Genomic DNA, 22,820 nt, shown 5'->3' with positions numbered 1-22,820 from the left:
CCTCCTAATCCTTTATCTTAGGATCAAGCGCGTCCCGGAGTCCATCACCAAGCAGATTAAAAGCTAAAACGGTGAGAAAGATTGCAAGTCCCGGAAAAACCGTCACATGCGGAGCTGTGTTTAAGTAGTTATGCCCATCACTCAGCATAGCGCCCCATTCAGGAGTAGAGGGATCTGCTCCTAATCCTAAAAAACTAAGTCCTGCCGCTATTAAAATAGCGGAACCGATTCTCATTGTGAAATACACAATAATCGTTGAGAACGTACCCGGTAAAATGTGTTTAAGAATAATGCGTGTATCTTTAGCACCTGTTGATTTTGCCGCTTCCACATACAGGCTTGATTTCATCTCCAGCACACTGCTTCGAACAATCCGCGCAAATACAGGCACGCTGAATATAGCAACTGCAAAGACTACATTCATTAAACCTGTTCCTAGGATTGCGATAATTCCAATGGCCAGCAGCATCCCCGGAAAAGCTAATAAAATATCGCAAAATCTCATAATCAAACTATCAATCCATTTACCAAAATAGCCGCTTATAACGCCAAGTGCACTTCCGGCTAAAGCTCCCAAAAAAACAGAAGACAAACCAACAAATAACGAAATTCTGGCTCCTACTAAGATTCTGCTGAAGATATCCCTTCCGTATGCGTCAGTTCCCGCCAAATGAGCCGCTGAAGGCTTTAAAAATAATTGGCCGTAATCGACTTTTGCAGGGTCATATGGCACAAGATACTGGCCGAATAATGCGACAAAAAATAATAGGAAAAGAAATACAGCGGATATCATTGATACCTTTTGCTTCTTAAAAGAAATCCAAAAATCGTGGAACCTGCTGCTTTTTGCCGGCTTCTCAACATGCTTTATCTCCATTTGTGATCCTCCTTCCTATGATCCGTAGCGTACTTTCGGATTCAGCCAGCCATATAACAAATCAACGATTAAATTAATGAGTAGAAATTCAAAAGAAAATAATAAAAGTTCAGCTTGTATAACGGGATAATCCCTTGACACAATTGAATTAATTAATAGACGCCCCAATCCAGGCCAGCTGAATAACGTTTCTGTAATGATTGATCCGCTCAGCATAAACCCGAACTGTAATCCAGTCATCGTGACGACCGGAATCATTGCATTTCTAAAGGCATGTTTCATAAGAACCGTATATTCGTGCAGGCCTTTGGCTCTGCTCGTCCGGATATAATCATTCTTTAACACATCCATGACTGCGGATCTTGTAAAGCGGGCAATAATAGCTGCGACTCCTGCTCCTAGCGTAATAGAAGGGAGAATATAATGTTTCCAGGAGTCCATTCCCCCTGTAGGAAGCCAGCCTAACTGAACGGAAAACAGCTGCATAAGCATAAGCCCCAGCCAGAAAGAAGGAATAGATATCGCAGAAACGGCAAAAATCATTGTCGCATGATCCTGCCACTTGTTTCTTTTGACAGCTGAAACTAAGCCGATCGGAATTCCGAATAGCAGTGACCAAAACATGCTGACAACTGTCAGCCAAAATGTCGGCATAAACCGTTCAGACAGCATCTCTGCCACAGGTCTTCCTGCCTGAATAGAGGTTCCTAGATCTCCTTGAAAGAGATTGGACATATATGAGATGTATTGTTGATATAAAGGCTGATCTAAACCATATTTCTCTCTAACTAATTTGATTTCATCAATTGTTGCATCACTGCCTGCGATTAACCGGGCAGGGTCTCCGGGAATCATATGCACGAACATAAAGACAATAACAGTAATAATGAACAAGAGAGGAATCATCAGCAATAAACGTTTGATTGAGTACTTTATCATTTGGCGCCCTCCTTGACTTCAATAAAAGGAGGCTGACCCATATGAGTCTGCCTCCGGAACACGCTGGATGGGCGTCACCCAAGCGCCAGCATTATTTTTTTTCTGCCCCGCGAACATCCATCACACCTGATGGCTGCATTACCACTCCATCGACACTTTCTTTTTTCGCATAAATTAAATCTGGTACAGCAAGGAAAACCCATGGCGCATCTTCCCAAATCTGTTGCTGTGCCTTTCCATATAATTCTTTGCGTTTCGCCGTGTCAGAAGTTTGTAACGCTTGGTTCAGAAGACTGTTTACAGTATCACTTTGGTAGTAAGACGTGTTATAAGAATTCGGCGGGAATGCTTCTTCTCCGCCAAAGACTGGACGGAGACCCCAGTCGGCATCACCAGTAGACGGAGACCATCCGCCATTATAAAGCTCTAGATCAGCATCTTTCGCATTTGTAACGCCCCAGATTTTATCCCCGATTGTACCGCTTTCCATAGGAACTGTTTTTAATGTAATTCCTACTTTATCAAGCTGCTGTTTATAAAATTCCATCATTTTAACCTTATCAGAGCTGTTTCCGCCCCAGATTGTTGCCTCAAACCCATTTGGATAACCCGCTTCTTTTAAAAGCTGCTTTGCTTTTTTGATGTTATATTCGTATGGTGTTTGTTCAGCGTAAAACTGTGTATCAGGTGCAATAGATGACTTCGTTTCAGAAGCATATCCGTTATATACAACTTTCAGGAAAGCTTCTTTATCAATTGCATAGTTAATAGCCTGGCGGACTTTCACATCATTAAAAGGCTTTTTCATTGTATTCATTGAAAAGTACTTCACAATTAAAGACGGCTTTGTAACCAATGACAGTCCGTCGGTGTTCTCAATCGTTTTTGTATCTGTCGGTGGTACCGGATAGATGAAATCGGCTTCTCCCGTTTGAAGCATCGCAATTCGTGCCCCATTTTCAGGAACAGGCTTAAAGACCATGTTATGTACCTTTGGAAGGTCCTTGTTCCAGTAATCTTTATTGGCAGTTAATTTAAGATATTCGCCGTGCTGCCATTTTTCAAATGTAAACGGTCCTGTTCCGACCGGGTGCTGTGATACTTTATCGCCATATTTTTTAATCGCATCAGGACTGATCATCATAGCTGCCGGATGGGCAAAGTTGTTGATCATGGCCGCAAATGGCTTACGTAAAGTCACACGCACTGTATGATCGTCTATTACTTTCGTTTCTTTTACTAGCTCAAATAAACTATGTCGTTTTAGCTTGGAGTCAGGATCGGCAAGACGGTCAATGTTCGTTTTCACCGCTTCGGCATTAAAGGCCGTTCCGTCTTGGAACTTGATTCCTTTCTTCAGTTTGAATGTGAACTCAGTCGAATCTTTGTTTACCTCATAGCTTTCGGCTAGGACGGGAATGACTTTGTTATCCTTATCAAAGCCTAAAAGTCCTTCCATAATAGCTGATTCAGCCGTATAAGAGGCATTATCGTTTGTATCATGAGGATCAAGCGTTGTCACATCACTTTCTAAAGCAACCGTGAATGTATCACGAGATGAACCCTTACTCTCTGAAGCTTTATCATTTTTATCGTTGTTGCCGCACGCCGCTAAGAAAATACTGGCTATGAGAACAAATGATAAGCTGAATATAAACCGCTTTTTCACTTTAAACCCCCCATATAAAATTGTTAAAATTTAAACTAATTGAACAATAGTGTATACTACAAGAGAAGCGTGAGATTGTCAATAATGCTGATCAGTTTAATGAGCTTTATGGCAGTCTGCAGTAGAGTCAGTTGGAAGGAATGATTATAGATGAAACCTGTTATCGGCATATCAGGAAGTATCATCATTGATCAAGGCGGGCGTTTCCCAGGTTACAAGCGCGCCTATGTGAATGATACATACGTTCAATCTGTTTTAGATGCGGGAGGCGTCCCTTTTATCGTGCCTGTTGTAAATGATGAAGAAACGATCGATCAGATGATACAGCAAATAGATGGGCTTGTGATGTCAGGAGGACATGATGTTAATCCCCTCCTGTATGGTGAGGAGCCTCTTGCTAAACAAGGTTCAGTTTTTCCCGAGCGAGATGAATTTGATCAATTACTAATAAAAAAAGCCATAGCAGCCGGCAAACCCGTATTTGCCATTTGCAGAGGATTGCAAATTTTGAATGTCGCGTTTGGCGGCTCTATTTACCAGGATCTATCTTATATTGAGAATGCCTCTATTAAACATGATCAGTACAATAATACCGAGGTTCCCACTCATACCATTGACATTCAAACGGGTACGCACCTCCATTCTATATTTGGGGATAGAGCGCTGGTCAATTCGTTCCATCACCAAGCGATTAAAGATGTGGCTCCCGGGTTTCTCATATCTGCACGGGCACGAGATAAAGTCATTGAAGCAATCGAAATGGAGAGCAGCACATTTGTGCTTGGGGTTCAGTGGCATCCAGAGATGTTGACAAAAGGGTATCCGCTCATGCTGAAGTTATTCGAAACTTTAGTGGAGAAAGCTGAGCAGCAAAAAGCGGTCGTTTTATAAAGCAAAAAGCAGAAGCATTCATACAGGCTTCTGCTTTTTTGAACATATAAAAAAGCTCCCAACGCAAGGTTGAGAGCTTTGAAAACGCAAAATTAACGTTTTGAGAACTGAGGTGCACGACGAGCGCCTTTAAGACCGTATTTTTTACGTTCTTTCATACGAGCGTCACGAGTCAGAAGACCTGCACGTTTAAGTGTTGCACGGTATTCTGGATCTGCTTCAAGCAAAGCACGAGCGATACCATGACGGATTGCTCCAGCTTGACCAGATAAGCCGCCTCCATGTACGTTTACTAAAACATCATAAGTACCAGCTGTTTCAGTCAAAGTTAATGGTTGTTTGATATCTTCGATTAGAGCTGGAGATGGGATGTGCTCGCTGATTTCACGATTATTAACGACGATACGACCTTCTCCTGGAACTAAGCGCACACGCGCTACAGAACTTTTACGACGGCCAGTACCGTAATATTGAACCTGTGCCAAATTGGTAACCTCCTTTTTAATTAACCGCGAAGTTCGTAAACTTCAGGTTTTTGTGCTTCATGTGGATGCTCAGAACCACGGTATACGTTCAATTTCTTGAACATTTGACGACCTAGAGAACCTTTTGGAAGCATGCCTTTGATAGCAAGCTCAAGCATTTTCTCAGGGTAGTTTGTACGCATTTCAAGAGCAGTTCTTGATTTTAATCCGCCTGGATGTTGAGTGTGACGGTAGTAGATTTTGTCAGTTAACTTTTTACCAGTTAACTCGATTTTTTCAGCGTTGATGATGATCACATGATCTCCTGTATCAACGTGCGGTGTATAAGTTGGTTTGTGTTTCCCGCGAAGGATAGATGCAACTTCTGTAGAAAGACGTCCTAGAGTCTTGCCAGCAGCATCAACAACTAACCACTTGCGTTCAATAGTACTTGCGTTAGCCATAGGTGTTGTACGCATTGAATTTCCCTCCTAAATGATCTGTCATTTTCAATAAACTTCGATTACGTTCTATTTCACAACACAATAAGTTCCGGGGCTTATCGTGGGGTTGAAATACATACCATATGATATCTTATAACTTTATGCAGACTCTGTCAAGAAAATATTACACACCTGGTTTAGTTGTCATAGCAAACGTTCCATAAATATAGCCCGTGCCCCGGCGCTGTGCGCCCTGCTGCTTCGCGATCCTTCGCTTCCAGCATAGACTTCACATCATCGGGAGAAATTTTACCAATACCTGCATCAAGCAAAGTACCCGCTATAATTCTAACCATATTATATAAGAAACCACTGCCTATGATCCGCATTTGCAGGCCGTCATTCGTCTCAGTCCAATCAAGTTCGTAAATCGTCCTTACCTTGTCCTGTACTTCTGTTTTCACCGCGCAAAAGCTCGTAAAATCATGTGTCCCTAAAAGATGCGTTGCCGCTTCTTTCATGTTCTGCACATTAAGGTGATATGAAAAATGGTAAGTGTAATGCCGTTTAAATACGTCCGGGTGTTTCTCCGTGTAAACAAAGTAGCGATATTCTTTTTTCACTGCGCTAAATCGTGCATGGAACCCATCATCCGCAATTTCTGCCTGTTTGACTGCGATGTCGTCCGGAAGCAGTGCATTTAAGGCATACGGCCATCTCTCTGCCGGGATAGACAGTGGTGTATCAAAATGGATCACCTGTCCGGCTGCGTGAACCCCGCTGTCTGTTCTTCCTGACGAAACGACCGGAATTCTTTCTTTCGACTTATGCAGGACAGCTAAAGCCTTCTCCAGTTCGTTTTGAACCGTTCGTTTGCCTGGCTGAACCTGATAACCATAAAACAAATGTCCGTCATAAGAAATCGTGCATTTCATTCTCATACCAGCACCTCTAAGCCCTTAACAAAAATAACAAAGCAGCCAATACCATCAAGCTGACAATGACAGAAGTGTCTTTTCCTGTCCATACAAGCTTTCTGTATTTCGTGCGTCCCTCTCCGCTTTGATAACCCCTTGCTTCCATTGCCACCGCAAGCTCTTCAGCGCGTTTGAATGCACTGACGAAGAGAGGGACAAGAAGGGGTACAATCGCCTTCACTCTGTCTTTGACAGGGCCGCTTGTAAAATCAACGCCTCTCGCCATCTGAGCCTTCATGATCTTATCTGTCTCCTCCATCAAGGTCGGGATAAACCGTAATGAAATGGACATCATAAGAGCGAGCTCGTGAACAGGAAGTTTTATTTTTTTAAATGGATTCAGCAGCTGTTCCATTCCATCGGTAATCTCAATCGGAGTTGTCGTCAGTGTTAATAAGGTTGTGATTAATATGAGATAAACGAATCTAAGAGAAATAAATATCCCTTGAACCAAACCGCCCTCATAGACTTTGAAAACACCTAATTGAAAGAGAACCGGTCCTTCGTGTGTCATGAATATGTGAAGAAGGAACGTGAAAAGGACAATCCAGATGATAGGCTTTAACCCTTTTAGCAAAAAAGGGAAAGGAACTCGTGTTAAAGAAACGACACCCATTGTAAACAATCCAAGCAGCGCATATGTCTGCACATTATTGGCCAAAAATACGATACAAACAAATAAAAAGATCGTGATGAGTTTTGTTCTGGGGTCAAGCCGATGCACAAGTGAAGAGCCCGGTACATACTTGCCGATAATCATGCTGTCCATCATAAGGTTTTCTCCCCCTGAAAGAGAGTACGGATTTCACTAGCAGCCTCTTCAATGGTGAGCATAGGCTCTTTAAATGTAACGCCAAGTGCAGCTTCAAGCTGCCTTTGAAATTTGATCGTTTCCGGAAGGTCCAGCCCCCAGCCAGCCATCTCTTCACCTTTTGAAAACAAATCACGCGGACTGCCTGAAGCTTGTATCGTTCCTTTATGCATGACAATCATTTCATCAGCGTATGCAGCTGCGTCTTCCATGCTGTGTGTTACAAGGATCGTCGTCAGGTTCCCCCGTTGATGGAGCTCATAAAACATGTCCATTATCTCTTTTCGTCCTCTTGGATCCAACCCAGCAGTCGGTTCATCCAAAACAAGCACTTCAGGGTCCATTGCAAGTACGCCGGCAATTGCAACTCTGCGCATTTGTCCCCCGCTTAATTCAAAAGGCGATCTGTCCAGAAGCTCTTCTGATAAACCAACGAGCTTTAGCATCTCTCTCGCTCTTTGTTCAGCAGCCTCTTTTTTCACACCAAAATTCATAGGTCCGAACGAAATATCTTTGAGAACTGTTTCTTCGAATAATTGATGCTCAGGAAATTGGAAAACGATTCCGACTTTTTTACGAAGGGCTTTCAGCTGTTTATTCTTTTTCCCTGCCTGGATAACAGTGCTGCCTAGTGAAATCTGTCCCTTTGTCGGTTTCAGTAGGCCATTCAAGTGCTGAAGAAGAGTGGACTTGCCAGAGCCTGTATGCCCGATAACGGCTACATAGCTTCCTTCTTTAATCGATGCATTGATGTCATACAGTGCAAGGCGCTCAAACGGCGTCTTCATCTGATAACGATGCTCTACATCTTTGATTGTAATGTCCATAGCTCTTTCACCAGCCCTTCCTGAGTCAAATGATTTTCCTCCAGCGCCAGTCCATTTTTCCGTAAAAGCTGGCTGAGCTGGAATGAGAAGGGTAAATCAAGCCCGATTTGAACAAGTTGCTTATTCAATTTAAAAATCTCATCAGGCGTCCCTTCGGCATATTTCTTCCCGCCATTCATCACAATGATCCGGTCTGCTTTTGCTGCTTCATCTAAATCATGTGTGATAGAAATGACAGTAGCCATGCCCTGTTCCTTTAAGTGCCTTACCGTTTCAAGCACTTCTTCTCGCCCGATCGGGTCAAGCATAGATGTTGCTTCATCTAAGATCATAATATCAGGACGTGCGGCAATCACTCCCGCAATCGCAACTCTCTGCTTTTGGCCCCCGGAGAGATGGTGCGGCTCTTGATCGAGAAAATCTTGCATATTCACCTGTTTTACTGCCCAGTCTACTCTCTCAATCATTTCTTCCCGCGGTACACCATTGTTTTCTAAACCAAAAGCCACATCATCGCGAACCGTCGTTCCGACAAATTGGTTGTCCGGATTTTGAAAGACCATACCAATCTTTTTACGCACTTCCCAAACGGATTCCTCTGTCAATTGAATCCCAGCAACCTCAATGTCGCCTGATTCAGGAAGGATTAAGCCATTCAAAGCCCGGGCCAGTGTTGATTTCCCTGAACCGTTATGACCTACAATAGCAAGCCATTCACCCTCATACACCTGCAGTGAGACGCCGTCTAGTGCCCGTCTTTCTGCGTCTTTCCGATATCGAAATACGATATCCTCTACCGATATCAACTGATTTTGATTCATGGAAAACCGGCCTCCTCTCAGCTAACGCTCTGCTATTCTCTCTATATAAAAAGTTGCAGTATCTAAAAAAAGGGCATAGATCCAGTTAGAAACTGTCCCGCCCTTCTTTAGATACACAAAAATATGTGATATTAAACCAATTCGATAATTGCCATTGGTGCTCCGTCACCACGGCGAGGACCAAGCTTCATAATACGTGTGTATCCACCTTGGCGCTCCTCGTAACGAGTTGCAATGTCAGAGAATAATTTTTGAAGTGCATCTTGGTTATTTTCTTCGTTAGCAACCTCGTTGCGGATGTATGCAGCAGCTTGACGGCGAGCGTGAAGATCGCCGCGTTTGCCAAGCGTGATCATTTTTTCAACTACAGAGCGAAGTTCTTTCGCACGTGTTTCAGTTGTTTCGATTCTTTCATTGATGATCAAATCAGTTGTAAGATCACGAAGCATAGCTTTACGCTGTGCACTCGTACGTCCTAGTTTTCTGTATGACATATGATGTCCCCTCCTTTATTGGAATGCTGTTCTGATAATAAACACACGAAAATCCTAGTTCACATGGGAAACTAGTCAATCGTCTTTGCGAAGTCCGAGTCCAAGTTCTTCTAGTTTCGCTTTCACTTCTTCAAGTGATTTGCGTCCTAGGTTACGAACTTTCATCATATCTTCTTCCGTCTTGTTCGCAAGCTCTTGAACCGTGTTAATACCCGCACGCTTTAGGCAGTTGTAAGAACGAACTGAAAGATCCAATTCTTCAATTGTCATTTCAAGAACTTTCTCTTTTTGATCTTCTTCTTTTTCAACCATGATTTCAGCATGCTGAGCTTCGTCAGTTAAACCAACGAATATATTAAGGTGTTCAGTTAAAATCTTTGAACCAAGCGCAATGGCTTCTTTCGGTCCAGTGCTTCCATCAGTCCAAACATCAAGTGTAAGTTTATCATAGTTTGCAACTTGGCCTACACGAGTGTTCTCTACCTGATAAGATACACGAGAAACTGGTGTATAGATAGAATCGATCGGAATCACGCCGATTGGCTGATCGTCTCTCTTGTTTGCGTCAGCAGGCGTATACCCACGTCCTCTTTGAGCAGTAAGGCGAACTCGGAAACTCGCATTCTCACCAAGAGTCGCGATATGAAGATCAGGATTTAAGATCTCTACATCACTATCGTGTGTAATATCAGCTGCCGTTACAGTTCCTTCGCCCTGTACATCAATTTCTAGCGTCTTCTCTTCATCAGAGTAGATTTTCAATGCAAGCTTTTTAATGTGTAAGATAATCGTTGTAACATCTTCCACAACGCCTTCAATTGTCGAGAATTCGTGCAGTACACCATCTATCTGGATTGATGTTACAGCGGCACCAGGGAGTGAGGATAAGAGGATACGACGTAAGGAGTTACCCAGAGTTGTACCATATCCACGCTCAAGTGGCTCTACGACAAACTTACCAAATTTGGCATCGTCGCTGATTTCAACCGTTTCGATTTTTGGTTTTTCAATCTCGATCATTACTTAAAACCCTCCTTCAAAACGTCGAAACCTCGAATAGAATCATATGAGATTCCATCCGAAATTCCCCATTGTTTAGTCCCGTATGTGCTCAGGCAACGAGTCGGTGCATTCGTTTCATAAATAACTGTATCATAACCCATTATTGACAGGGACACAAAATCTATACAAACAAATTACACGCGGCGACGTTTTGGTGGACGGCATCCGTTATGAGGAACAGGAGTTACGTCTCTGATAGCAGTGACTTCTAGTCCAGCAGCTTGAAGTGCACGAATTGCAGCTTCACGGCCTGAACCAGGGCCTTTAACAGTAACCTCAAGAGTTTTAAGACCATGTTCGATTGAACCTTTAGCAGCTGTTTCTGCAGCCATTTGCGCAGCAAAAGGAGTAGATTTACGAGAACCTCTGAATCCTAGAGCTCCAGCACTAGACCAAGAAAGAGCATTACCATGAGTGTCAGTGATCGTAACGATCGTGTTATTGAAAGTTGAACGAATATGAGCAATTCCAGACTCAATATTCTTTTTCACGCGACGTTTACGCGTGTTAGATTTACGAGCAGCAGCCATTGTTTAGGTACCTCCCTTACTTATTTTTTCTTGTTAGCTACAGTACGACGCGGACCTTTACGAGTACGCGCATTGTTTTTAGAGTTTTGTCCGCGAACAGGCAATCCTCTGCGATGGCGGATTCCGCGGTAGCTTCCGATTTCGATCAGACGCTTAATGTTAAGAGAAACTTCACGGCGAAGGTCACCTTCTACTTTCAGTTTGTCAATAACATCACGGATTTTACCAAGTTCTTCTTCAGTAAGATCACGCACACGAGTATCTTCTGAAACACCAGCCTCTTTCAAGACTTGCTGAGCCGTTGTACGGCCAATTCCGAAGACATATGTTAAAGAAATAACAACACGTTTGTCACGTGGGATATCTACACCAGCAATACGAGCCATTCTCTGGGCACCTCCTTATAAATTATCCTTGTTTTTGTTTATGCTTTGGATTTTCACAGATCACCATTACTTTTCCTTTTCTGCGAATAACTTTACATTTTTCGCAGATTGGTTTAACTGATGGTCTCACTTTCATGTGTTTCCAACCTCCTTCAGTTTCCGGAGTGCTTTATTTGTAACGGTACGTAATCCTGCCACGAGTTAAGTCATATGGAGATAATTCTACCGTAACTTTGTCTCCAGGTAAAATGCGAATGAAGTGCATGCGGATTTTACCAGATACGTGAGCCAAAACAGTGTGGCCATTCTCAAGTTCAACTTTGAACATCGCGTTTGGCAGTGTTTCGACTATAGTACCTTCCACTTCAATTACATCGTCTTTCGCCATTCAAGTGTTCTCCCTTCTTCAAATCAGTAACTTGCTTTCTGACAAATTTCAAAAGAAGTTTGTCACACGCCCTGTTTCGTTTATACTGTTCTGAACTTCCGGAGATACGCAATCATAAAGGGTTAAATGATTGATATTTTTTTCTCAGGAGAATGAAATGTACGCTTTTCTCCGTCTGTTGTTAGTACAATGATGATGGGTAACAATTCCAATGACAACAGCAAGATGAATTCGGTCCTGCCAGTGTTCATCCAAACTTTCTGCCCTATCAAGCCTGAAAAAAACACCTGTCTTCGGAATTATTTTCATCACCTAGACTCTCGTCAGTATATCAAAACCCGTTTCCGTAATCGCAATTGTATGTTCAAAATGAGCACACTTTTTCCCATCTACCGTTACAACCGTCCAGTTATCAGCCAATGTTTTCACGTAGCGGCTGCCAGCGTTCACCATAGGTTCAATAGCGAGAACCATGCCAGGTTTAAGCCGTGGTCCTTTGTTGGGCGGACCGTAATGAGGAATTTGCGGGTCCTCATGCAAGTCTTGACCAACACCATGTCCAACATACTCCCTAACAACTGAAAACTGCTCATTTTCGACATACGTTTGTATTGCGTGGGAAATATTCGACAAACGTTCACCTGGTTTTGCTTCCTGCAAGCCTTTATATAAAGACTCCTCTGTCACTTCCAGAAGTTTTTTGTCAGCATCGCTGATGTTTCCTACCGGATATGTCCATGCAGAGTCACCATGATAACCATTTAATTTAGCACCGATATCAATACTGATGATGTCTCCGTCCTTTAGCACCCTGCTGCCAGGAATACCGTGAACGAGTTCTTCATTAACTGATACGCAAATGCTCCCGCGAAACCCATTATACCCCTTAAAAGATGGGATTGCACCCTGCTTCTTAATAAAACGTTCGGCAATTTGATCCAATTCTTTTGTCGAGATTCCTGGTTTAATGTGCTTTTTTAACTCTTCATGAGTTAAAGCCACGATTCGCCCTGCTTCCCGCATGATATCAAGTTCACGTGGGGTTTTACAGATAATCATTTTTTTAATCCTCCAAGAAGATCCTTCACATCTGCATAAACGTCTTGAATGTCCTGTTGGCCATTCACGTTTGCAAGATAACCTTTCTCAGAATAAAAATCGAGTAAAGGCTGAGTTTGCTTCATGTTTACCTCAAGCCGTTTAGAGACGGTTTCCTCATTATCATCTGCCCGTTGATAGAGTTCGCCTCCGTCTTTATCACAAACACCCGGCGTTTTCGGCGGATTAAAGATTAAATGATAGGTTGTGCCGCAAACACTGCAAATTCTGCGTCCAGTCAGACGTTCCATTAGAGCGTCTTTGTCGACTTCAATGTTAATGACATAATCAATCGGCTTGCCGTATTCCTCAAGAATTTCTTCAAGAGCTTCGGCTTGAGCGACTGTTCGCGGAAATCCGTCCAGAAGAAAACCTCTTTCACAATCATCTTTGCCAAGTCTTTCTTTGACAATTCCGATTGTGACTTCGTCAGGTACGAGCTCTCCCTTATCAATATAAGATTTTGCTTCGAGTCCGAGTGGTGTTTCTTCTTTCATAGCAGCACGGAACATATCTCCTGTTGAGATATGAGGAATCCCATAATCCTCAACAATTCGTTCGCCCTGTGTACCTTTACCGGCACCAGGAAGCCCCATTAAGACTAAGTTCATTCGGATTTCCCCCGTCCTCTCTTTATTAAGAGGGAATGGATAAATCCATTTCCTCTAGTTTTTCATAAATCCACGGTAGTTTCGTTTCACCAACTGGCTTTCTAGTTGTTTCATTGTCTCTAAGGCTACCCCGACAACAATTAACAAAGATGTTCCGCCAATTTGTGCACTTTGAGGCAATCCAGCGAATTGAATGAAAAAGATAGGAAGAATGGAAATCACGGCTAAGAATATAGAACCCACAAACGTAAGTCGATACAAAATGCTCGTAATTCTATCTTGAGTCATTTTCCCTGGACGAACCCCCGGGATATAGCCACCCTGTTTTTTAAGGTTATCAGCCATTTGTTCAGGATTAACCTGTACAAAAGCATAAAAGTACGTAAAGGCAATAATCAACGCAACATATATCGCCATACCCACCGGATGTGTGTTATCAAAGTAGTTTTGAATCCACTTTGTCACATCGTTTGTTCCAAAGAATGAAGCGATCGTCCGCGGCGTTATCAAAAACGCAACTGCAAAGATGACCGGAATAACCCCTGCAGGGTTTACTTTCAATGGAAGGTGAGTAGACTGTCCACCGCCAGCAGGTGAACGACCTGTGCCTTTAGCATATTGAATCGCAATTTTCCGTACGGCTTGCTGAATGAAAATAACTCCAACAATAACTGCTAAAATCGCAATCACAAGAAGTGCGATTTTCACAATATGAATAAACAACTGATCGTCGCTGCCGACAAATTGAGTCTCATATATTTGTCCAATCGTTTTTGGAATACTAGCCACAATCCCCGCGAAGATAATGATCGATATTCCGTTGCCTACTCCATGAGACGTAATTTGCTCTCCAAGCCACATTAAAAAGGCAGTTCCGCCAGTGAGCACTAAAGCAATAATAAGATATGTCGATACACCGGATTTTTCGATCAGCATACCGTTTGCCAGATTGTTGAATCCGTATGACATACCTAACGCTTGGATGAAACCAAGTACAATCGTAAAGTACCTTGTGAACTGAGCTAATTTACGGCGGCCAACTTCACCTTGCTTAGACCACTCGGTAAACTTCGGCACCACATCCATCTGAAGCAGCTGAATGATGATCGAAGCCGTGATATAAGGAGTAATTCCCATTGCGAAAATAGAAAATTGGTAAAGCGCACCGCCGCCAAATGTATTAAGGAGATCAAAAACACCCATTTGAGACTGTGCCTGTAACACTTCAGCGTTAACATAAGGCACAGGAATAAACGCACCTATGCGAAAGACGATAAGCATGAGTAAAGTGAATATGATTTTATTCCTGATATCACTCACACGCATAAAGTTGGAGATTGTTTTAAACAAGTTAGATCACCTCAGCTGTACCGCCAGCAGCTTCAACAGCTTCTTTCGCAGAAGCAGAGAATTTATTGGCTTTTACAGTTAATTTTTTCTCTAATTTACCGTTGCCAAGAATCTTTACTCCTGCATTAAGTTTGCTAATAACACCAGTCTCAAGAAGAAGTTCAGGAGTGACTTCCGTTCCTTCTGCAAAACCGTTCAATTTGTCTAGGTTGACTACAGCGTATTCCTTGCGGTTAATGTTAGTGAAACCGCGTTTAGGAAGACGTTGGAATAAAGGCATTTGTCCCCCCTCGAATCCTGGGCGTACACCACCGCCAGAACGAGCGTTTTGACCTTTGTGACCTTTACCAGCTGTTTTACCGTTGCCAGAACCAATACCACGACCTACGCGATTACGCGTTTTGCGTGAACCTTCTGAAGGTTTTAATTCATGAAGTTTCATTAGGACACCTCCTTATCCAATCAATTATTTTTATTGTTCTTTAACAGAAACTAAATGAGATACTTTATTAATCATACCGCGGATCGCAGCGTTGTCTTCGTGAACAACAGTTTGGTTTGTTTTCTTTAAACCGAGTGTTCTCACAGTAACGCGTTGATCTTCCGGACGACCGATTACACTTCGTTTGAGGGTAATTTCTAATTTAGCCATTAATGTTCCCTCCTTATCCTAACAGTTCTTCTACAGATTTTCCACGAAGCTTCGCAACGTCTTCAGCGCGTTTAAGTTCACTTAAGCCTTGAAGAGTTGCACGAATCATGTTGATCGGTGTGTTAGAACCTAAAGACTTAGAAAGGATATCAGCTACACCAGCAAGCTCAAGTACCGCACGTACAGGGCCTCCAGCGATAACTCCAGTACCTTCAGAAGCAGGTTTTAACAAGATGTTACCTGCACCGAAACGTCCGATGATTTCGTGTGGAATTGTAGTTCCAACCATTGGTACTTCAATTAAATTCTTTTTCGCATCTTCAACAGCTTTGCGGATCGCTTCTGGTACTTCTTGTGCTTTACCAGTACCGAATCCTACGTGTCCGTTTTTGTCACCGACAACGACTAGAGCTGCAAAGCGGAAACGACGACCACCTTTAACAACTTTCGCTACGCGGTTAACCGTAACTAAGCGTTCTTCTAACTCTAATTTGCTTGGGTCAATACGACGCATAATCATGTGTCCCTCCTTCTTTTATTAAAATTTAAGTCCAGCTTCACGAGCAGCATCAGCCAAAGCTTTTACACGTCCATGGTATAAGTATCCGCCACGGTCAAATACTACGTCAGAAACGCCTTTTTCAGCAGCGCGTTTTGCAACTAATTCTCCAACTTTAGTAGCAGCAGAAGTATCTCCAGTGCTTTCAACATTCAAGTCTTTATCGAGAGTAGATGCACTAGCAATTGTTACACCATTTACATCATCGATGATTTGAGCGTAGATGTGCTTGTTAGAACGGAAAACGTTCAGACGCGGTCTTTCAGCAGTACCGGAAAGTTTAGCGCGAACACGAGCGTGTCTTTTAAGACGAGCAGCATTTTTGCTAGTTTTCGTAATCATCTAGGTCACTCCTTTCTTCACTTTAAGCGATCTTACTTAGCAGATTTACCTTCTTTGCGGCGAACAACTTCACCTTCGTAGCGGATTCCTTTACCTTTGTAAGGCTCTGGAGAACGGACAGCGCGAATGTTAGCAGCAATAGCTCCTACACGTTCTTTGTCTGTTCCTTTTACAACTACTTTAGTTTGAGAAGGAACTTCGATTTCGATGCCTTCTTCAGGAACGATCTCAACAGGGTGAGAGTATCCAACGTTTAAAACAAGTTTATTTCCGGATTTAGACGCACGGTAACCGACACCAACTAATTCCAAACCTCTTTCAAATCCTTTAGATACACCTTCAACCATGTTGCCAAGCAGACTGCGAGTCGTACCATGCAGCGCACGGTGCTCTTTATGATCAGAAGGACGAGCGACTGTAAGCACATTGTCCTCTACTTTAATCTCCATATCAGGGTGAAACGTACGAGTTAATTCTCCTTTTGGTCCTTTCACAGCTACAGTATTGTTATCGTTAAACGTTACTGTAACATCAGAAGGAATCTCAAGTAACTTCTTACCTACACGAGACATACCAAACACCTCCATTCATGTTAAACTTCTTACCAAACGTATGCTAGAACTTCTCCACCAGCTTGTTTTGCACGGGCTTCTTTGTCCGTTAAAACACCTTGTGATGTAGAAATAATCGCAATTCCAAGACCGTTAAGTACGCGAGGTACTTCATTAGATTTAGCATAAACACGCAAACCAGGCTTGCTGATTCTTTTAAGACCAGTGATAACACGCTCGTTGTTTTGTCCGTATTTCAAGAAAACGCGGATGATACCTTGTTTGCTGTCTTCTACGAACTCAACGTCACGAATGAAACCTTCACGCTTTAAAATTTCAGCAATTTCTCTTTTCAATTTAGAAGCAGGAATTTCAAGCTTCTCATGACGTACCATGTTTGCATTGCGAATACGAGTTAGCATATCTGCAATTGGATCTGTCATAACCATTATATAATTACCTCCTTCCCTTTCTTGGGGATTACCAGCTGGCTTTTTTCACGCCAGGAATTTGTCCTTTATATGCAAGCTCACGGAAACAAATACGGCAAAGTTTAAATTTACGAATGACTGAATGCGGACGTCCGCAGCGTTCACAGCGTGTGTACTCTTGTACTTTAAACTTTGGTGTACGTTGTTGTTTCGCAATCATAGACTTTTTAGCCACGATTTCGCCTCCCTTTCATTGATTATTTCTGGAACGGCATACCTACTTGAGTTAATAGCTCACGAGCTTCTTCGTCAGTATTAGCAGTTGTTACGATAACGATGTCCATTCCGCGAACCTTAGTTACTTTATCGTAGTCAATTTCAGGGAAGATTAACTGTTCTTTCACACCAAGTGTGTAGTTACCGCGACCGTCGAAAGATTTTTTAGAAACCCCGCGGAAGTCACGTACACGCGGTAAAGATACAGAAATAAGTTTATCAAGGAAATCATACATGCGCTCTCCGCGAAGAGTTACTTTCGCACCGATAGGCATTCCTTCACGTAGACGGAATCCAGCAATTGATTTCTTCGCACGAGTAACGACAGGTTTTTGACCTGCGATAAACGTTAATTCTTCAACAGCACTGTCGATTGCTTTCGCGTTTTGAACAGCGTCACCAACACCCATGTTGATTACGATTTTTTCGATTTTAGGCACTTGCATGACAGAATCATAGTTGAACTTTGTCATTAAAGCAGGTGCAATTTCTTTATTGTACTTTTCTTTAAGGCGGTTCATGAGATAGACCTCCCTTCCTTTTAATACTATTTATCTAGAACTTGCCCAGATTTTTTTGCTACACGAACTTTTTTGCCATCTTCCACTTTGTATCCTACGCGAGTCACTTCACCTGTTTTAGGATCGAGCGGCATAACGTTTGATACATGAATTGGCGCCTCTTGATTAGAAATACCGCCTTGAGGGTTAGCTTGAGTTGGTTTAGAGTGCTTCTTCACCATGTTCACACCTTCAACTAAAACGCGGTCCTTTTTAGGGAAAGCAGCAAGGATTGTTCCTTGTTTGCCTTTATCTTTACCAGAGATAACCATTACTTTATCGCCTTTTTTAACATGCATCCTGATCGCACCTCCTTGACTAAGGCATTTATTTCATTAGATAACTTCTGGAGCTAGAGAAACAATTTTCATAAAGTTGTTTTCACGCAACTCACGAGCAACTGGTCCGAAGATACGAGTTCCACGTGGGCTCTTGTCGTCACGGATGATAACACATGCATTCTCATCGAAGCTGATGTATGAACCGTCGCTTCTGCGTGCTCCGCTTTTCGTGCGAACGATAACAGCTCTTACGACTTCACCTTTTTTGACAACGCCTCCTGGTGTTGCTTGTTTAACCGTGCAAACAATGACATCACCAATGTTAGCTGTTTTGCGTCCAGAACCACCGAGAACTTTAATAGTAAGCACTTCACGAGCGCCAGAGTTGTCAGCTACTTTTAAACGAGTCTCTTGTTGAATCATTATTTGTTACCTCCCTTCGGAAAAAGAATTCCGAACTTTATTAGATAATAACAGCTTCTTCGACAACTTCAACTAGACGGAAACGCTTAGTTGCAGACAATGGACGAGTTTCCATGATCTTTACGATGTCACCGATTTTAGCTTGATTATTTTCATCATGTGCTTTGAATTTTTTTGAGTATTTTACGCGTTTACCGTAAAGTGTATGTTTTTTGTATGTTTCAACAACAACAGTGATGGTTTTATCCATTTTGTCAGAAACTACACGGCCTTGGTAAACTTTGCGCTGGTTACGTTCGCTCATGCTCACGACCTCCCCTCAGTGATTATTTATTAGCAGCAATTTCTCTTTCACGAATCACAGTTTTCATGCGCGCGATAGCTTTGCGCACTTCACGAATGCGAGCAGTATTTTCAAGTTGTCCTGTCGCTAATTGAAAGCGAAGATTGAAAAGTTCTTCTTTAAGAGACTTTACTTTTTGTTCAATTTCAGCAGTGGTAAGGTCACGAATTTCATTAGCTTTCATTTGATTCACCACCAATTTCTTCACGTTTTACGAACTTCGTTTTAATTGGCAATTTGTGAGATGCAAGACGAAGCGCTTCACGAGCTACCTCTTCAGACACACCAGAAATCTCAAATAAAACTTTGCCCGGTTTTACAACAGCTACCCAACCTTCTGGAGCCCCTTTACCGGATCCCATACGTACCTCAAGTGGTTTAGCAGTGTAAGGTTTAGAAGGGAAAATTTTGATCCAAACTTTACCGCCACGTTTCATGTAACGAGTCATCGCAATACGTGCAGCTTCGATTTGACGGTTAGTGATCCAAGAAGCTTCAAGAGCTTGGATACCGAACTCACCGAAATGTACTTCAGTACCGCCTTTCGCACGGCCACGCATTTTTCCGCGATGCTCTCTGCGATATTTAACGCGTTTTGGTAATAACATATTATTTTCCTCCTTCCTCAGTTTTCTTCTTAGTAGGAAGAACCTCTCCACGATAGATCCAGACTTTCACACCAAGCTTACCGTAAGTAGTGTCAGCTTCAGATGTTGCATAGTCAATATCCGCACGTAATGTGTGCAATGGAACAGTTCCTTCACTGTAGTATTCAGAACGAGCGATATCTGCACCGCCAAGACGACCAGAAACCATTGTTTTCACACCTTGTGCTCCAGCACGCATAGTACGTTGGATTTGTTGTTTCTGCGCACGGCGGAAAGAAACACGGTTTTCTAATTGACGAGCGATGTTGTCAGCTACTAGCTGTGCATCAAGATCTGCTCTTTTGATTTCAAGAATGTTAATGTGTACACGCTTGCCAGTAAGGCTGTTAAGGGCTTTGCGAAGTGCTTCAACTTCAGAACCGCCTTTACCGATAACCATACCAGGCTTAGCTGTGTGGATCGTAATGTTAACGCGATTTGCCGCACGCTCGATTTCCACTTTAGAAACAGAAGCGTCAGAAAGGCGTTTGCTAATGTATTCACGAATTTTTAAATCTTCGTGCAGGAAGTCAGCGTAATCTTTACCAGCGTACCACTTAGATTCCCAATCACGAATGACTCCGATACGAAGACCGACTGGATTTACCTTTTGACCCACTACTTATCCCTCCTTCTTTTCTGATACAACGATTGTAATGTGGCTCGTACGTTTGTTGATTTGGCTCGCACGTCCCATAGCACGTGGGCGGAATCTTTTTAACGTAGGGCCTTCGTCAACGAATGCTTGAGAAATAACAAGGTTGTTAACGTCCATTTCATAGTTATGCTCAGCATTTGCAATAGCGGATTTTAATACTTTCTCGATAATTGGAGAAGCAGCTCTTGGTGTAAGGTTCAAGATTGATACTGCCTCACCTACTTGCTTGCCTCGAATCAGGTCCATTACTAGACGTGCTTTACGAGGAGCAATTCGGACTGTTCTTGCAACAGCTTTAGCTTGCATTTAAAAGCCTCCTCTCTTAGCGTCTTGTTTTTTTGTCATCACTAGCATGGCCTTTGTACGTACGAGTTGGAGCGAATTCACCCAACTTGTGCCCTACCATATCTTCAGAGATGAAAACAGGCACGTGTTTACGTCCGTCATAGACTGCGATTGTGTGACCAATAAACTGTGGGAAAATAGTAGAACGACGAGACCAAGTTTTTACCACTTGTTTCTTGTCTGATTCGTTTAATTTCTCGATTTTTGTCATCAAGTGTCCATCGACAAATGGTCCTTTTTTCAAGCTGCGAGCCATTTTGGAACCTCCCTTCGTGATTGCACTACGGTCCGAAATGAACCGTAGACAACCCCGTTATTTATTTTTGCGACGACGTACGATAAATTTATCAGATTTGTTCTTTTTCTTACGTGTCTTGAATCCAAGAGTTGGTTTGCCCCAAGGAGACATTGGTGATTTACGTCCGATTGGCGCACGTCCTTCACCACCACCGTGTGGGTGATCGTTAGGGTTCATTACAGAACCACGAACTGTAGGGCGGATGCCTTTCCAGCGAGAACGTCCAGCTTTACCAACGTTGATAAGTTCGTGCTGTTCGTTACCTACTTGACCGATAGATGCACGGCAAGCAGAAAGAATCATGCGAACTTCACCAGAGTTAAGACGTACAAGAACGTATTTACCTTCTTTACCAAGAACCTGAGCAGATGTACCAGCTGAACGTACAAGCTGTCCGCCTTTACCAGGTTTTAATTCAATGTTGTGCACAACTGTACCAACAGGGATGTTGATAAGTGGAAGTGCATTACCTACTTTGATGTCAGCTTCAGGACCTGACATGATTTCAGTACCCACTTGAATTCCTTTAGGAGCAAGAATGTAACGTTTTTCTCCGTCTGCATAGTTGATTAGAGCGATGTTAGCTGAACGGTTTGGATCGTATTCAACTGTAGCAACGCGTCCAGGTATACCATCTTTATCGCGCTTGAAGTCGATAACACGGTATTGGCGTTTATGTCCGCCACCTTGGTGACGTACAGTCAATTTACCTTGGTTATTACGTCCGCCTTTTTTGTGAAGGGGAGCAAGCAAGGATTTTTCCGGCTTGTCAGTCGTGATTTCAGCAAAATCTGAAGTTGTCATGCCACGACGTCCATTAGAGGTCGGTTTATACTTTTTAATCGCCATTTTGAATTTCCCTCCTTCTTTTTACAGATAATTAAGCTTCAAAAATTTCGATTTCTTTGCTGTCTGCAGTAAGTTTTACGATCGCTTTTCTGCGACGGCTAGTCATACCAGTGTAGCGTCCAACACGTTTTGATTTACCTTTGTAGTTCATGATGTTGACTTTATCAACTTTCACTCCAAAGATGCTTTCAACCGCGTCTTTCACTTCTGTTTTGTTAGCTCTTACATCAACTTCAAACGTATATTTCTTTTCAGCCATTAAATCAGCAGAACGTTCAGTAATGACGGGGCGCTTTAGAACATCACGAGGATCTTTCATTATGCAAGCACCTCCTCTACTTTTTCAACCGCTGCTTTTGTAATCAGAAGCTTCTCGTGGTTGACAACGTCTAAAACGTTGATTCCGTTCGCTTCAACAACAGTAACTCCTGGAATGTTGCGTGCAGATAAAGCGACTGCTTCGTTAGCATCCGCAGTTACGATTAAAGCTTTTTTCTCAACAGATAATCCTTTAAGGACAGCTGCCATTTCTTTTGTTTTAGCCGTATCAAGAGTAAGATCTTCAAGTACGATGATGTTGTTGTCGATCACTTTAGAAGACAATACTGATTTGATTGCCAAGCGGCGAACTTTTTTAGGTAATTTGTAAGAATAGCTGCGTGGTGTTGGGCCGAATACGACACCACCTCCGCGCCATTGCGGTGAACGGATGGAACCTTGACGGGCACGTCCAGTACCTTTTTGACGCCATGGTTTACGACCTCCGCCGCGTACTTCAGAACGATTTTTTACTTTGTGAGATCCTTGACGTAAGGAAGCTCTTTGCATAAGAATAGCGTCGAATACAACACTCTCATTTGGCTCGATACCAAATACAGAAGCGTTTAATTCGATGTCACCAGCAGTAGAACCGTTTTGGTTGTATAATGCTACTTTTGGCATGATCAATTTCCTCCTTTCCTAAGAG

38 protein-coding genes are annotated in these 22,820 nt (G+C 42.7%); 1 reads left to right on the top strand and 37 read right to left on the bottom strand.

The window, feature by feature from the left end:
* Positions 1-4: 4 nt before the first annotated feature.
* The 3 genes from SC79_RS18995 to SC79_RS18985 all read right to left on the bottom strand — a co-directional run bounded on the left by SC79_RS18995 (position 5) and on the right by SC79_RS18985 (position 3,485).
* Positions 5-877, bottom strand: coding sequence for an ABC transporter permease subunit (locus tag SC79_RS18995; RefSeq protein WP_039076408.1), 873 nt, complete (start codon positions 875-877; stop codon positions 5-7).
* Between the two features lie 15 nt (positions 878-892).
* A complete protein-coding gene (gene gsiC / locus SC79_RS18990; RefSeq protein WP_039076407.1) occupies positions 893-1,816 on the bottom strand; it encodes a glutathione ABC transporter permease GsiC in 924 nt (307 codons plus the stop codon).
* A 91-nt stretch (positions 1,817-1,907) separates the two neighbouring features.
* The gene (locus SC79_RS18985; protein ID WP_039076406.1) at positions 1,908-3,485 is read right to left on the bottom strand and encodes a glutathione ABC transporter substrate-binding protein; all 1,578 of its coding nucleotides are present in this window, start codon (positions 3,483-3,485) and stop codon (positions 1,908-1,910) included.
* A 150-nt stretch (positions 3,486-3,635) separates the two neighbouring features.
* Here SC79_RS18985 and SC79_RS18980 point away from each other — a divergent pair, with 150 nt between their 5' ends.
* Positions 3,636-4,376 carry a gamma-glutamyl-gamma-aminobutyrate hydrolase family protein gene (locus SC79_RS18980; protein WP_039076405.1) on the top strand — a complete coding sequence of 247 codons (741 nt, stop codon included), beginning with the start codon at positions 3,636-3,638 and terminating at the stop codon, positions 4,374-4,376.
* 92 nt (positions 4,377-4,468) lie between these two features.
* Here SC79_RS18980 and rpsI read toward each other — a convergent pair whose 3' ends face one another.
* From rpsI to rplD, 34 genes are all read right to left on the bottom strand, one after another.
* Positions 4,469-4,861 carry a 30S ribosomal protein S9 gene (rpsI, locus tag SC79_RS18975; RefSeq protein WP_003225846.1) on the bottom strand — a complete coding sequence of 131 codons (393 nt, stop codon included), beginning with the start codon at positions 4,859-4,861 and terminating at the stop codon, positions 4,469-4,471.
* Positions 4,862-4,881: 20 nt separating this feature from the next.
* Positions 4,882-5,319, bottom strand: a complete 438-nt coding sequence (rplM, locus tag SC79_RS18970) for a 50S ribosomal protein L13 (protein WP_003225844.1) — start codon at positions 5,317-5,319, stop codon at positions 4,882-4,884.
* A 161-nt stretch (positions 5,320-5,480) separates the two neighbouring features.
* Positions 5,481-6,224, bottom strand: coding sequence for a tRNA pseudouridine(38-40) synthase TruA (gene truA / locus SC79_RS18965; protein WP_039076404.1), 744 nt, complete (start codon positions 6,222-6,224; stop codon positions 5,481-5,483).
* Positions 6,225-6,234: 10 nt separating this feature from the next.
* Positions 6,235-7,032, bottom strand: coding sequence for an energy-coupling factor transporter transmembrane component T family protein (locus SC79_RS18960; protein WP_039076403.1), 798 nt, complete (start codon positions 7,030-7,032; stop codon positions 6,235-6,237).
* Complete coding sequence (locus tag SC79_RS18955; RefSeq protein WP_039076402.1) at positions 7,029-7,898, bottom strand: energy-coupling factor ABC transporter ATP-binding protein; 870 nt, start codon at positions 7,896-7,898, stop codon at positions 7,029-7,031. Before SC79_RS18955 ends, SC79_RS18960 begins: the two co-directional genes overlap by 4 nt.
* A complete protein-coding gene (locus tag SC79_RS18950; RefSeq protein ID WP_039076401.1) occupies positions 7,874-8,719 on the bottom strand; it encodes an energy-coupling factor ABC transporter ATP-binding protein in 846 nt (281 codons plus the stop codon). The genes SC79_RS18955 and SC79_RS18950 overlap by 25 nt, the downstream gene beginning before the upstream one ends.
* A 131-nt stretch (positions 8,720-8,850) precedes the next feature.
* On the bottom strand, positions 8,851-9,213 hold the full coding sequence (gene rplQ / locus SC79_RS18945) for a 50S ribosomal protein L17 (protein ID WP_003225836.1): 363 nt from the start codon (positions 9,211-9,213) through the stop codon (positions 8,851-8,853).
* 75 nt (positions 9,214-9,288) lie between these two features.
* Complete coding sequence (locus SC79_RS18940; RefSeq protein ID WP_003225835.1) at positions 9,289-10,233, bottom strand: DNA-directed RNA polymerase subunit alpha; 945 nt, start codon at positions 10,231-10,233, stop codon at positions 9,289-9,291.
* Positions 10,234-10,409: 176 nt separating this feature from the next.
* Entirely contained in the window at positions 10,410-10,805 is a 396-nt protein-coding gene (gene rpsK / locus SC79_RS18935) for a 30S ribosomal protein S11 (protein ID WP_010332782.1), read from the bottom strand.
* A 20-nt stretch (positions 10,806-10,825) separates the two neighbouring features.
* Positions 10,826-11,191, bottom strand: coding sequence for a 30S ribosomal protein S13 (gene rpsM, locus SC79_RS18930; RefSeq protein WP_003156545.1), 366 nt, complete (start codon positions 11,189-11,191; stop codon positions 10,826-10,828).
* A gap of 22 nt (positions 11,192-11,213) precedes the next feature.
* Positions 11,214-11,327 carry a 50S ribosomal protein L36 gene (rpmJ, locus tag SC79_RS18925; protein WP_003156543.1) on the bottom strand — a complete coding sequence of 38 codons (114 nt, stop codon included), beginning with the start codon at positions 11,325-11,327 and terminating at the stop codon, positions 11,214-11,216.
* Between the two features lie 33 nt (positions 11,328-11,360).
* Entirely contained in the window at positions 11,361-11,579 is a 219-nt protein-coding gene (gene infA / locus SC79_RS18920; RefSeq protein WP_003156508.1) for a translation initiation factor IF-1, read from the bottom strand.
* Between the two features lie 312 nt (positions 11,580-11,891).
* Positions 11,892-12,638 (bottom strand): type I methionyl aminopeptidase, encoded by a 747-nt coding sequence (gene map, locus SC79_RS18915; RefSeq protein ID WP_039076400.1) that lies wholly within the window; start codon positions 12,636-12,638, stop codon positions 11,892-11,894.
* A complete protein-coding gene (locus tag SC79_RS18910) occupies positions 12,635-13,288 on the bottom strand; it encodes an adenylate kinase (protein ID WP_019713058.1) in 654 nt (217 codons plus the stop codon). The genes map and SC79_RS18910 overlap by 4 nt, the downstream gene beginning before the upstream one ends.
* A gap of 54 nt (positions 13,289-13,342) precedes the next feature.
* On the bottom strand, positions 13,343-14,638 hold the full coding sequence (secY, locus tag SC79_RS18905) for a preprotein translocase subunit SecY (RefSeq protein WP_039076399.1): 1,296 nt from the start codon (positions 14,636-14,638) through the stop codon (positions 13,343-13,345).
* 1 nt (position 14,639) lies between these two features.
* Positions 14,640-15,080: a 50S ribosomal protein L15 gene (rplO, locus tag SC79_RS18900; RefSeq protein ID WP_003225819.1), complete on the bottom strand. Its 441-nt coding sequence runs from the start codon at positions 15,078-15,080 to the stop codon at positions 14,640-14,642.
* A gap of 30 nt (positions 15,081-15,110) precedes the next feature.
* A complete protein-coding gene (gene rpmD, locus SC79_RS18895; RefSeq protein ID WP_003156497.1) occupies positions 15,111-15,290 on the bottom strand; it encodes a 50S ribosomal protein L30 in 180 nt (59 codons plus the stop codon).
* Between the two features lie 13 nt (positions 15,291-15,303).
* The gene (rpsE, locus tag SC79_RS18890) at positions 15,304-15,804 is read right to left on the bottom strand and encodes a 30S ribosomal protein S5 (RefSeq protein WP_003328273.1); all 501 of its coding nucleotides are present in this window, start codon (positions 15,802-15,804) and stop codon (positions 15,304-15,306) included.
* Positions 15,805-15,828: 24 nt separating this feature from the next.
* Positions 15,829-16,191 (bottom strand): 50S ribosomal protein L18, encoded by a 363-nt coding sequence (gene rplR / locus SC79_RS18885; protein ID WP_039076398.1) that lies wholly within the window; start codon positions 16,189-16,191, stop codon positions 15,829-15,831.
* 32 nt (positions 16,192-16,223) lie between these two features.
* Positions 16,224-16,763 carry a 50S ribosomal protein L6 gene (gene rplF, locus SC79_RS18880; protein WP_039076397.1) on the bottom strand — a complete coding sequence of 180 codons (540 nt, stop codon included), beginning with the start codon at positions 16,761-16,763 and terminating at the stop codon, positions 16,224-16,226.
* Between the two features lie 29 nt (positions 16,764-16,792).
* A complete protein-coding gene (gene rpsH / locus SC79_RS18875; protein ID WP_003241998.1) occupies positions 16,793-17,191 on the bottom strand; it encodes a 30S ribosomal protein S8 in 399 nt (132 codons plus the stop codon).
* Positions 17,192-17,222: 31 nt separating this feature from the next.
* A complete protein-coding gene (gene rpsN / locus SC79_RS18870) occupies positions 17,223-17,408 on the bottom strand; it encodes a 30S ribosomal protein S14 (protein WP_003156488.1) in 186 nt (61 codons plus the stop codon).
* 22 nt (positions 17,409-17,430) lie between these two features.
* On the bottom strand, positions 17,431-17,970 hold the full coding sequence (gene rplE, locus SC79_RS18865; protein ID WP_039076396.1) for a 50S ribosomal protein L5: 540 nt from the start codon (positions 17,968-17,970) through the stop codon (positions 17,431-17,433).
* Between the two features lie 26 nt (positions 17,971-17,996).
* Entirely contained in the window at positions 17,997-18,308 is a 312-nt protein-coding gene (gene rplX, locus SC79_RS18860; RefSeq protein WP_003156486.1) for a 50S ribosomal protein L24, read from the bottom strand.
* A gap of 36 nt (positions 18,309-18,344) precedes the next feature.
* Positions 18,345-18,713 (bottom strand): 50S ribosomal protein L14, encoded by a 369-nt coding sequence (gene rplN / locus SC79_RS18855; protein WP_003156485.1) that lies wholly within the window; start codon positions 18,711-18,713, stop codon positions 18,345-18,347.
* A 40-nt stretch (positions 18,714-18,753) separates the two neighbouring features.
* A complete protein-coding gene (gene rpsQ, locus SC79_RS18850; RefSeq protein ID WP_003225804.1) occupies positions 18,754-19,017 on the bottom strand; it encodes a 30S ribosomal protein S17 in 264 nt (87 codons plus the stop codon).
* A 22-nt stretch (positions 19,018-19,039) separates the two neighbouring features.
* Complete coding sequence (gene rpmC, locus SC79_RS18845) at positions 19,040-19,240, bottom strand: 50S ribosomal protein L29 (RefSeq protein WP_003156482.1); 201 nt, start codon at positions 19,238-19,240, stop codon at positions 19,040-19,042.
* On the bottom strand, positions 19,230-19,664 hold the full coding sequence (gene rplP, locus SC79_RS18840) for a 50S ribosomal protein L16 (protein WP_003225801.1): 435 nt from the start codon (positions 19,662-19,664) through the stop codon (positions 19,230-19,232). Before rplP ends, rpmC begins: the two co-directional genes overlap by 11 nt.
* A 1-nt stretch (position 19,665) precedes the next feature.
* Positions 19,666-20,322 (bottom strand): 30S ribosomal protein S3, encoded by a 657-nt coding sequence (rpsC, locus tag SC79_RS18835; protein ID WP_003242001.1) that lies wholly within the window; start codon positions 20,320-20,322, stop codon positions 19,666-19,668.
* A 3-nt stretch (positions 20,323-20,325) separates the two neighbouring features.
* Positions 20,326-20,667 (bottom strand): 50S ribosomal protein L22, encoded by a 342-nt coding sequence (rplV, locus tag SC79_RS18830; protein WP_014662532.1) that lies wholly within the window; start codon positions 20,665-20,667, stop codon positions 20,326-20,328.
* A gap of 16 nt (positions 20,668-20,683) precedes the next feature.
* Positions 20,684-20,962 (bottom strand): 30S ribosomal protein S19, encoded by a 279-nt coding sequence (rpsS, locus tag SC79_RS18825; protein ID WP_039076395.1) that lies wholly within the window; start codon positions 20,960-20,962, stop codon positions 20,684-20,686.
* A 57-nt stretch (positions 20,963-21,019) separates the two neighbouring features.
* Complete coding sequence (gene rplB / locus SC79_RS18820) at positions 21,020-21,853, bottom strand: 50S ribosomal protein L2 (protein ID WP_039076394.1); 834 nt, start codon at positions 21,851-21,853, stop codon at positions 21,020-21,022.
* Between the two features lie 31 nt (positions 21,854-21,884).
* Positions 21,885-22,172, bottom strand: coding sequence for a 50S ribosomal protein L23 (gene rplW, locus SC79_RS18815; protein WP_003225793.1), 288 nt, complete (start codon positions 22,170-22,172; stop codon positions 21,885-21,887).
* Positions 22,172-22,795: a 50S ribosomal protein L4 gene (rplD, locus tag SC79_RS18810; RefSeq protein ID WP_039076393.1), complete on the bottom strand. Its 624-nt coding sequence runs from the start codon at positions 22,793-22,795 to the stop codon at positions 22,172-22,174. Before rplD ends, rplW begins: the two co-directional genes overlap by 1 nt.
* Positions 22,796-22,820 lie beyond the last annotated feature (25 nt).

It is taken from the genome of Bacillus sp. MSP13 (assembly GCF_000815295.1).
Taxonomy (GTDB): Bacteria; Bacillota; Bacilli; order Bacillales; family Bacillaceae; genus Bacillus; species Bacillus vallismortis.
The sequence above is the reverse complement of the archived record's forward strand: the minus strand, read 5'-3'. Positions and strand labels throughout refer to the sequence as shown.

Bases quoted from the DNA above. Each gene is read 5' to 3' on its own strand.
- SC79_RS18995 (WP_039076408.1), bottom strand. From the start codon at position 877: ATGGAGATAAAGCATGTTGAGAAGCCGGCAAAAAGCAGCAGGTTCCAC.
- gsiC (WP_039076407.1), bottom strand. From the start codon at position 1,816: ATGATAAAGTACTCAATCAAACGTTTATTGCTGATGATTCCTCTCTTG.
- SC79_RS18980 (WP_039076405.1), top strand. From the start codon at position 3,636: ATGAAACCTGTTATCGGCATATCAGGAAGTATCATCATTGATCAAGGC.
- rplM (WP_003225844.1), bottom strand. From the start codon at position 5,319: ATGCGTACAACACCTATGGCTAACGCAAGTACTATTGAACGCAAGTGG.
- truA (WP_039076404.1), bottom strand. From the start codon at position 6,224: ATGAGAATGAAATGCACGATTTCTTATGACGGACATTTGTTTTATGGT.
- SC79_RS18960 (WP_039076403.1), bottom strand. From the start codon at position 7,032: ATGATGGACAGCATGATTATCGGCAAGTATGTACCGGGCTCTTCACTT.
- SC79_RS18955 (WP_039076402.1), bottom strand. From the start codon at position 7,898: ATGGACATTACAATCAAAGATGTAGAGCATCGTTATCAGATGAAGACG.
- SC79_RS18950 (WP_039076401.1), bottom strand. From the start codon at position 8,719: ATGAATCAAAATCAGTTGATATCGGTAGAGGATATCGTATTTCGATAT.
- rplQ (WP_003225836.1), bottom strand. From the start codon at position 9,213: ATGTCATACAGAAAACTAGGACGTACGAGTGCACAGCGTAAAGCTATG.
- SC79_RS18940 (WP_003225835.1), bottom strand. From the start codon at position 10,233: ATGATCGAGATTGAAAAACCAAAAATCGAAACGGTTGAAATCAGCGAC.
- rpsK (WP_010332782.1), bottom strand. From the start codon at position 10,805: ATGGCTGCTGCTCGTAAATCTAACACGCGTAAACGTCGCGTGAAAAAG.
- rpsM (WP_003156545.1), bottom strand. From the start codon at position 11,191: ATGGCTCGTATTGCTGGTGTAGATATCCCACGTGACAAACGTGTTGTT.
- rpmJ (WP_003156543.1), bottom strand. From the start codon at position 11,327: ATGAAAGTGAGACCATCAGTTAAACCAATCTGCGAAAAATGTAAAGTT.
- infA (WP_003156508.1), bottom strand. From the start codon at position 11,579: ATGGCGAAAGACGATGTAATTGAAGTGGAAGGTACTATAGTCGAAACA.
- map (WP_039076400.1), bottom strand. From the start codon at position 12,638: ATGATTATCTGTAAAACCCCACGTGAACTTGATATCATGCGGGAAGCA.
- SC79_RS18910 (WP_019713058.1), bottom strand. From the start codon at position 13,288: ATGAACTTAGTCTTAATGGGGCTTCCTGGTGCCGGTAAAGGTACACAG.
- rplO (WP_003225819.1), bottom strand. From the start codon at position 15,080: ATGAAACTTCATGAATTAAAACCTTCAGAAGGTTCACGCAAAACGCGT.
- rpmD (WP_003156497.1), bottom strand. From the start codon at position 15,290: ATGGCTAAATTAGAAATTACCCTCAAACGAAGTGTAATCGGTCGTCCG.
- rpsE (WP_003328273.1), bottom strand. From the start codon at position 15,804: ATGCGTCGTATTGACCCAAGCAAATTAGAGTTAGAAGAACGCTTAGTT.
- rplR (WP_039076398.1), bottom strand. From the start codon at position 16,191: ATGATTACGAAAACTAGCAAAAATGCTGCTCGTCTTAAAAGACACGCT.
- rplF (WP_039076397.1), bottom strand. From the start codon at position 16,763: ATGTCTCGTGTAGGTAAGAAGTTACTTGAGATTCCTTCTGATGTTACA.
- rpsH (WP_003241998.1), bottom strand. From the start codon at position 17,191: ATGGTTATGACAGATCCAATTGCAGATATGCTAACTCGTATTCGCAAT.
- rplE (WP_039076396.1), bottom strand. From the start codon at position 17,970: ATGAACCGCCTTAAAGAAAAGTACAATAAAGAAATTGCACCTGCTTTA.
- rplX (WP_003156486.1), bottom strand. From the start codon at position 18,308: ATGCATGTTAAAAAAGGCGATAAAGTAATGGTTATCTCTGGTAAAGAT.
- rplN (WP_003156485.1), bottom strand. From the start codon at position 18,713: ATGATTCAACAAGAGACTCGTTTAAAAGTAGCTGACAACTCTGGCGCT.
- rpsQ (WP_003225804.1), bottom strand. From the start codon at position 19,017: ATGAGCGAACGTAACCAGCGCAAAGTTTACCAAGGCCGTGTAGTTTCT.
- rpmC (WP_003156482.1), bottom strand. From the start codon at position 19,240: ATGAAAGCTAATGAAATTCGTGACCTTACCACTGCTGAAATTGAACAA.
- rplP (WP_003225801.1), bottom strand. From the start codon at position 19,664: ATGTTATTACCAAAACGCGTTAAATATCGCAGAGAGCATCGCGGAAAA.
- rplV (WP_014662532.1), bottom strand. From the start codon at position 20,667: ATGCAAGCTAAAGCTGTTGCAAGAACAGTCCGAATTGCTCCTCGTAAA.
- rpsS (WP_039076395.1), bottom strand. From the start codon at position 20,962: ATGGCTCGCAGCTTGAAAAAAGGACCATTTGTCGATGGACACTTGATG.
- rplB (WP_039076394.1), bottom strand. From the start codon at position 21,853: ATGGCGATTAAAAAGTATAAACCGACCTCTAATGGACGTCGTGGCATG.
- rplW (WP_003225793.1), bottom strand. From the start codon at position 22,172: ATGAAAGATCCTCGTGATGTTCTAAAGCGCCCCGTCATTACTGAACGT.
- rplD (WP_039076393.1), bottom strand. From the start codon at position 22,795: ATGCCAAAAGTAGCATTATACAACCAAAACGGTTCTACTGCTGGTGAC.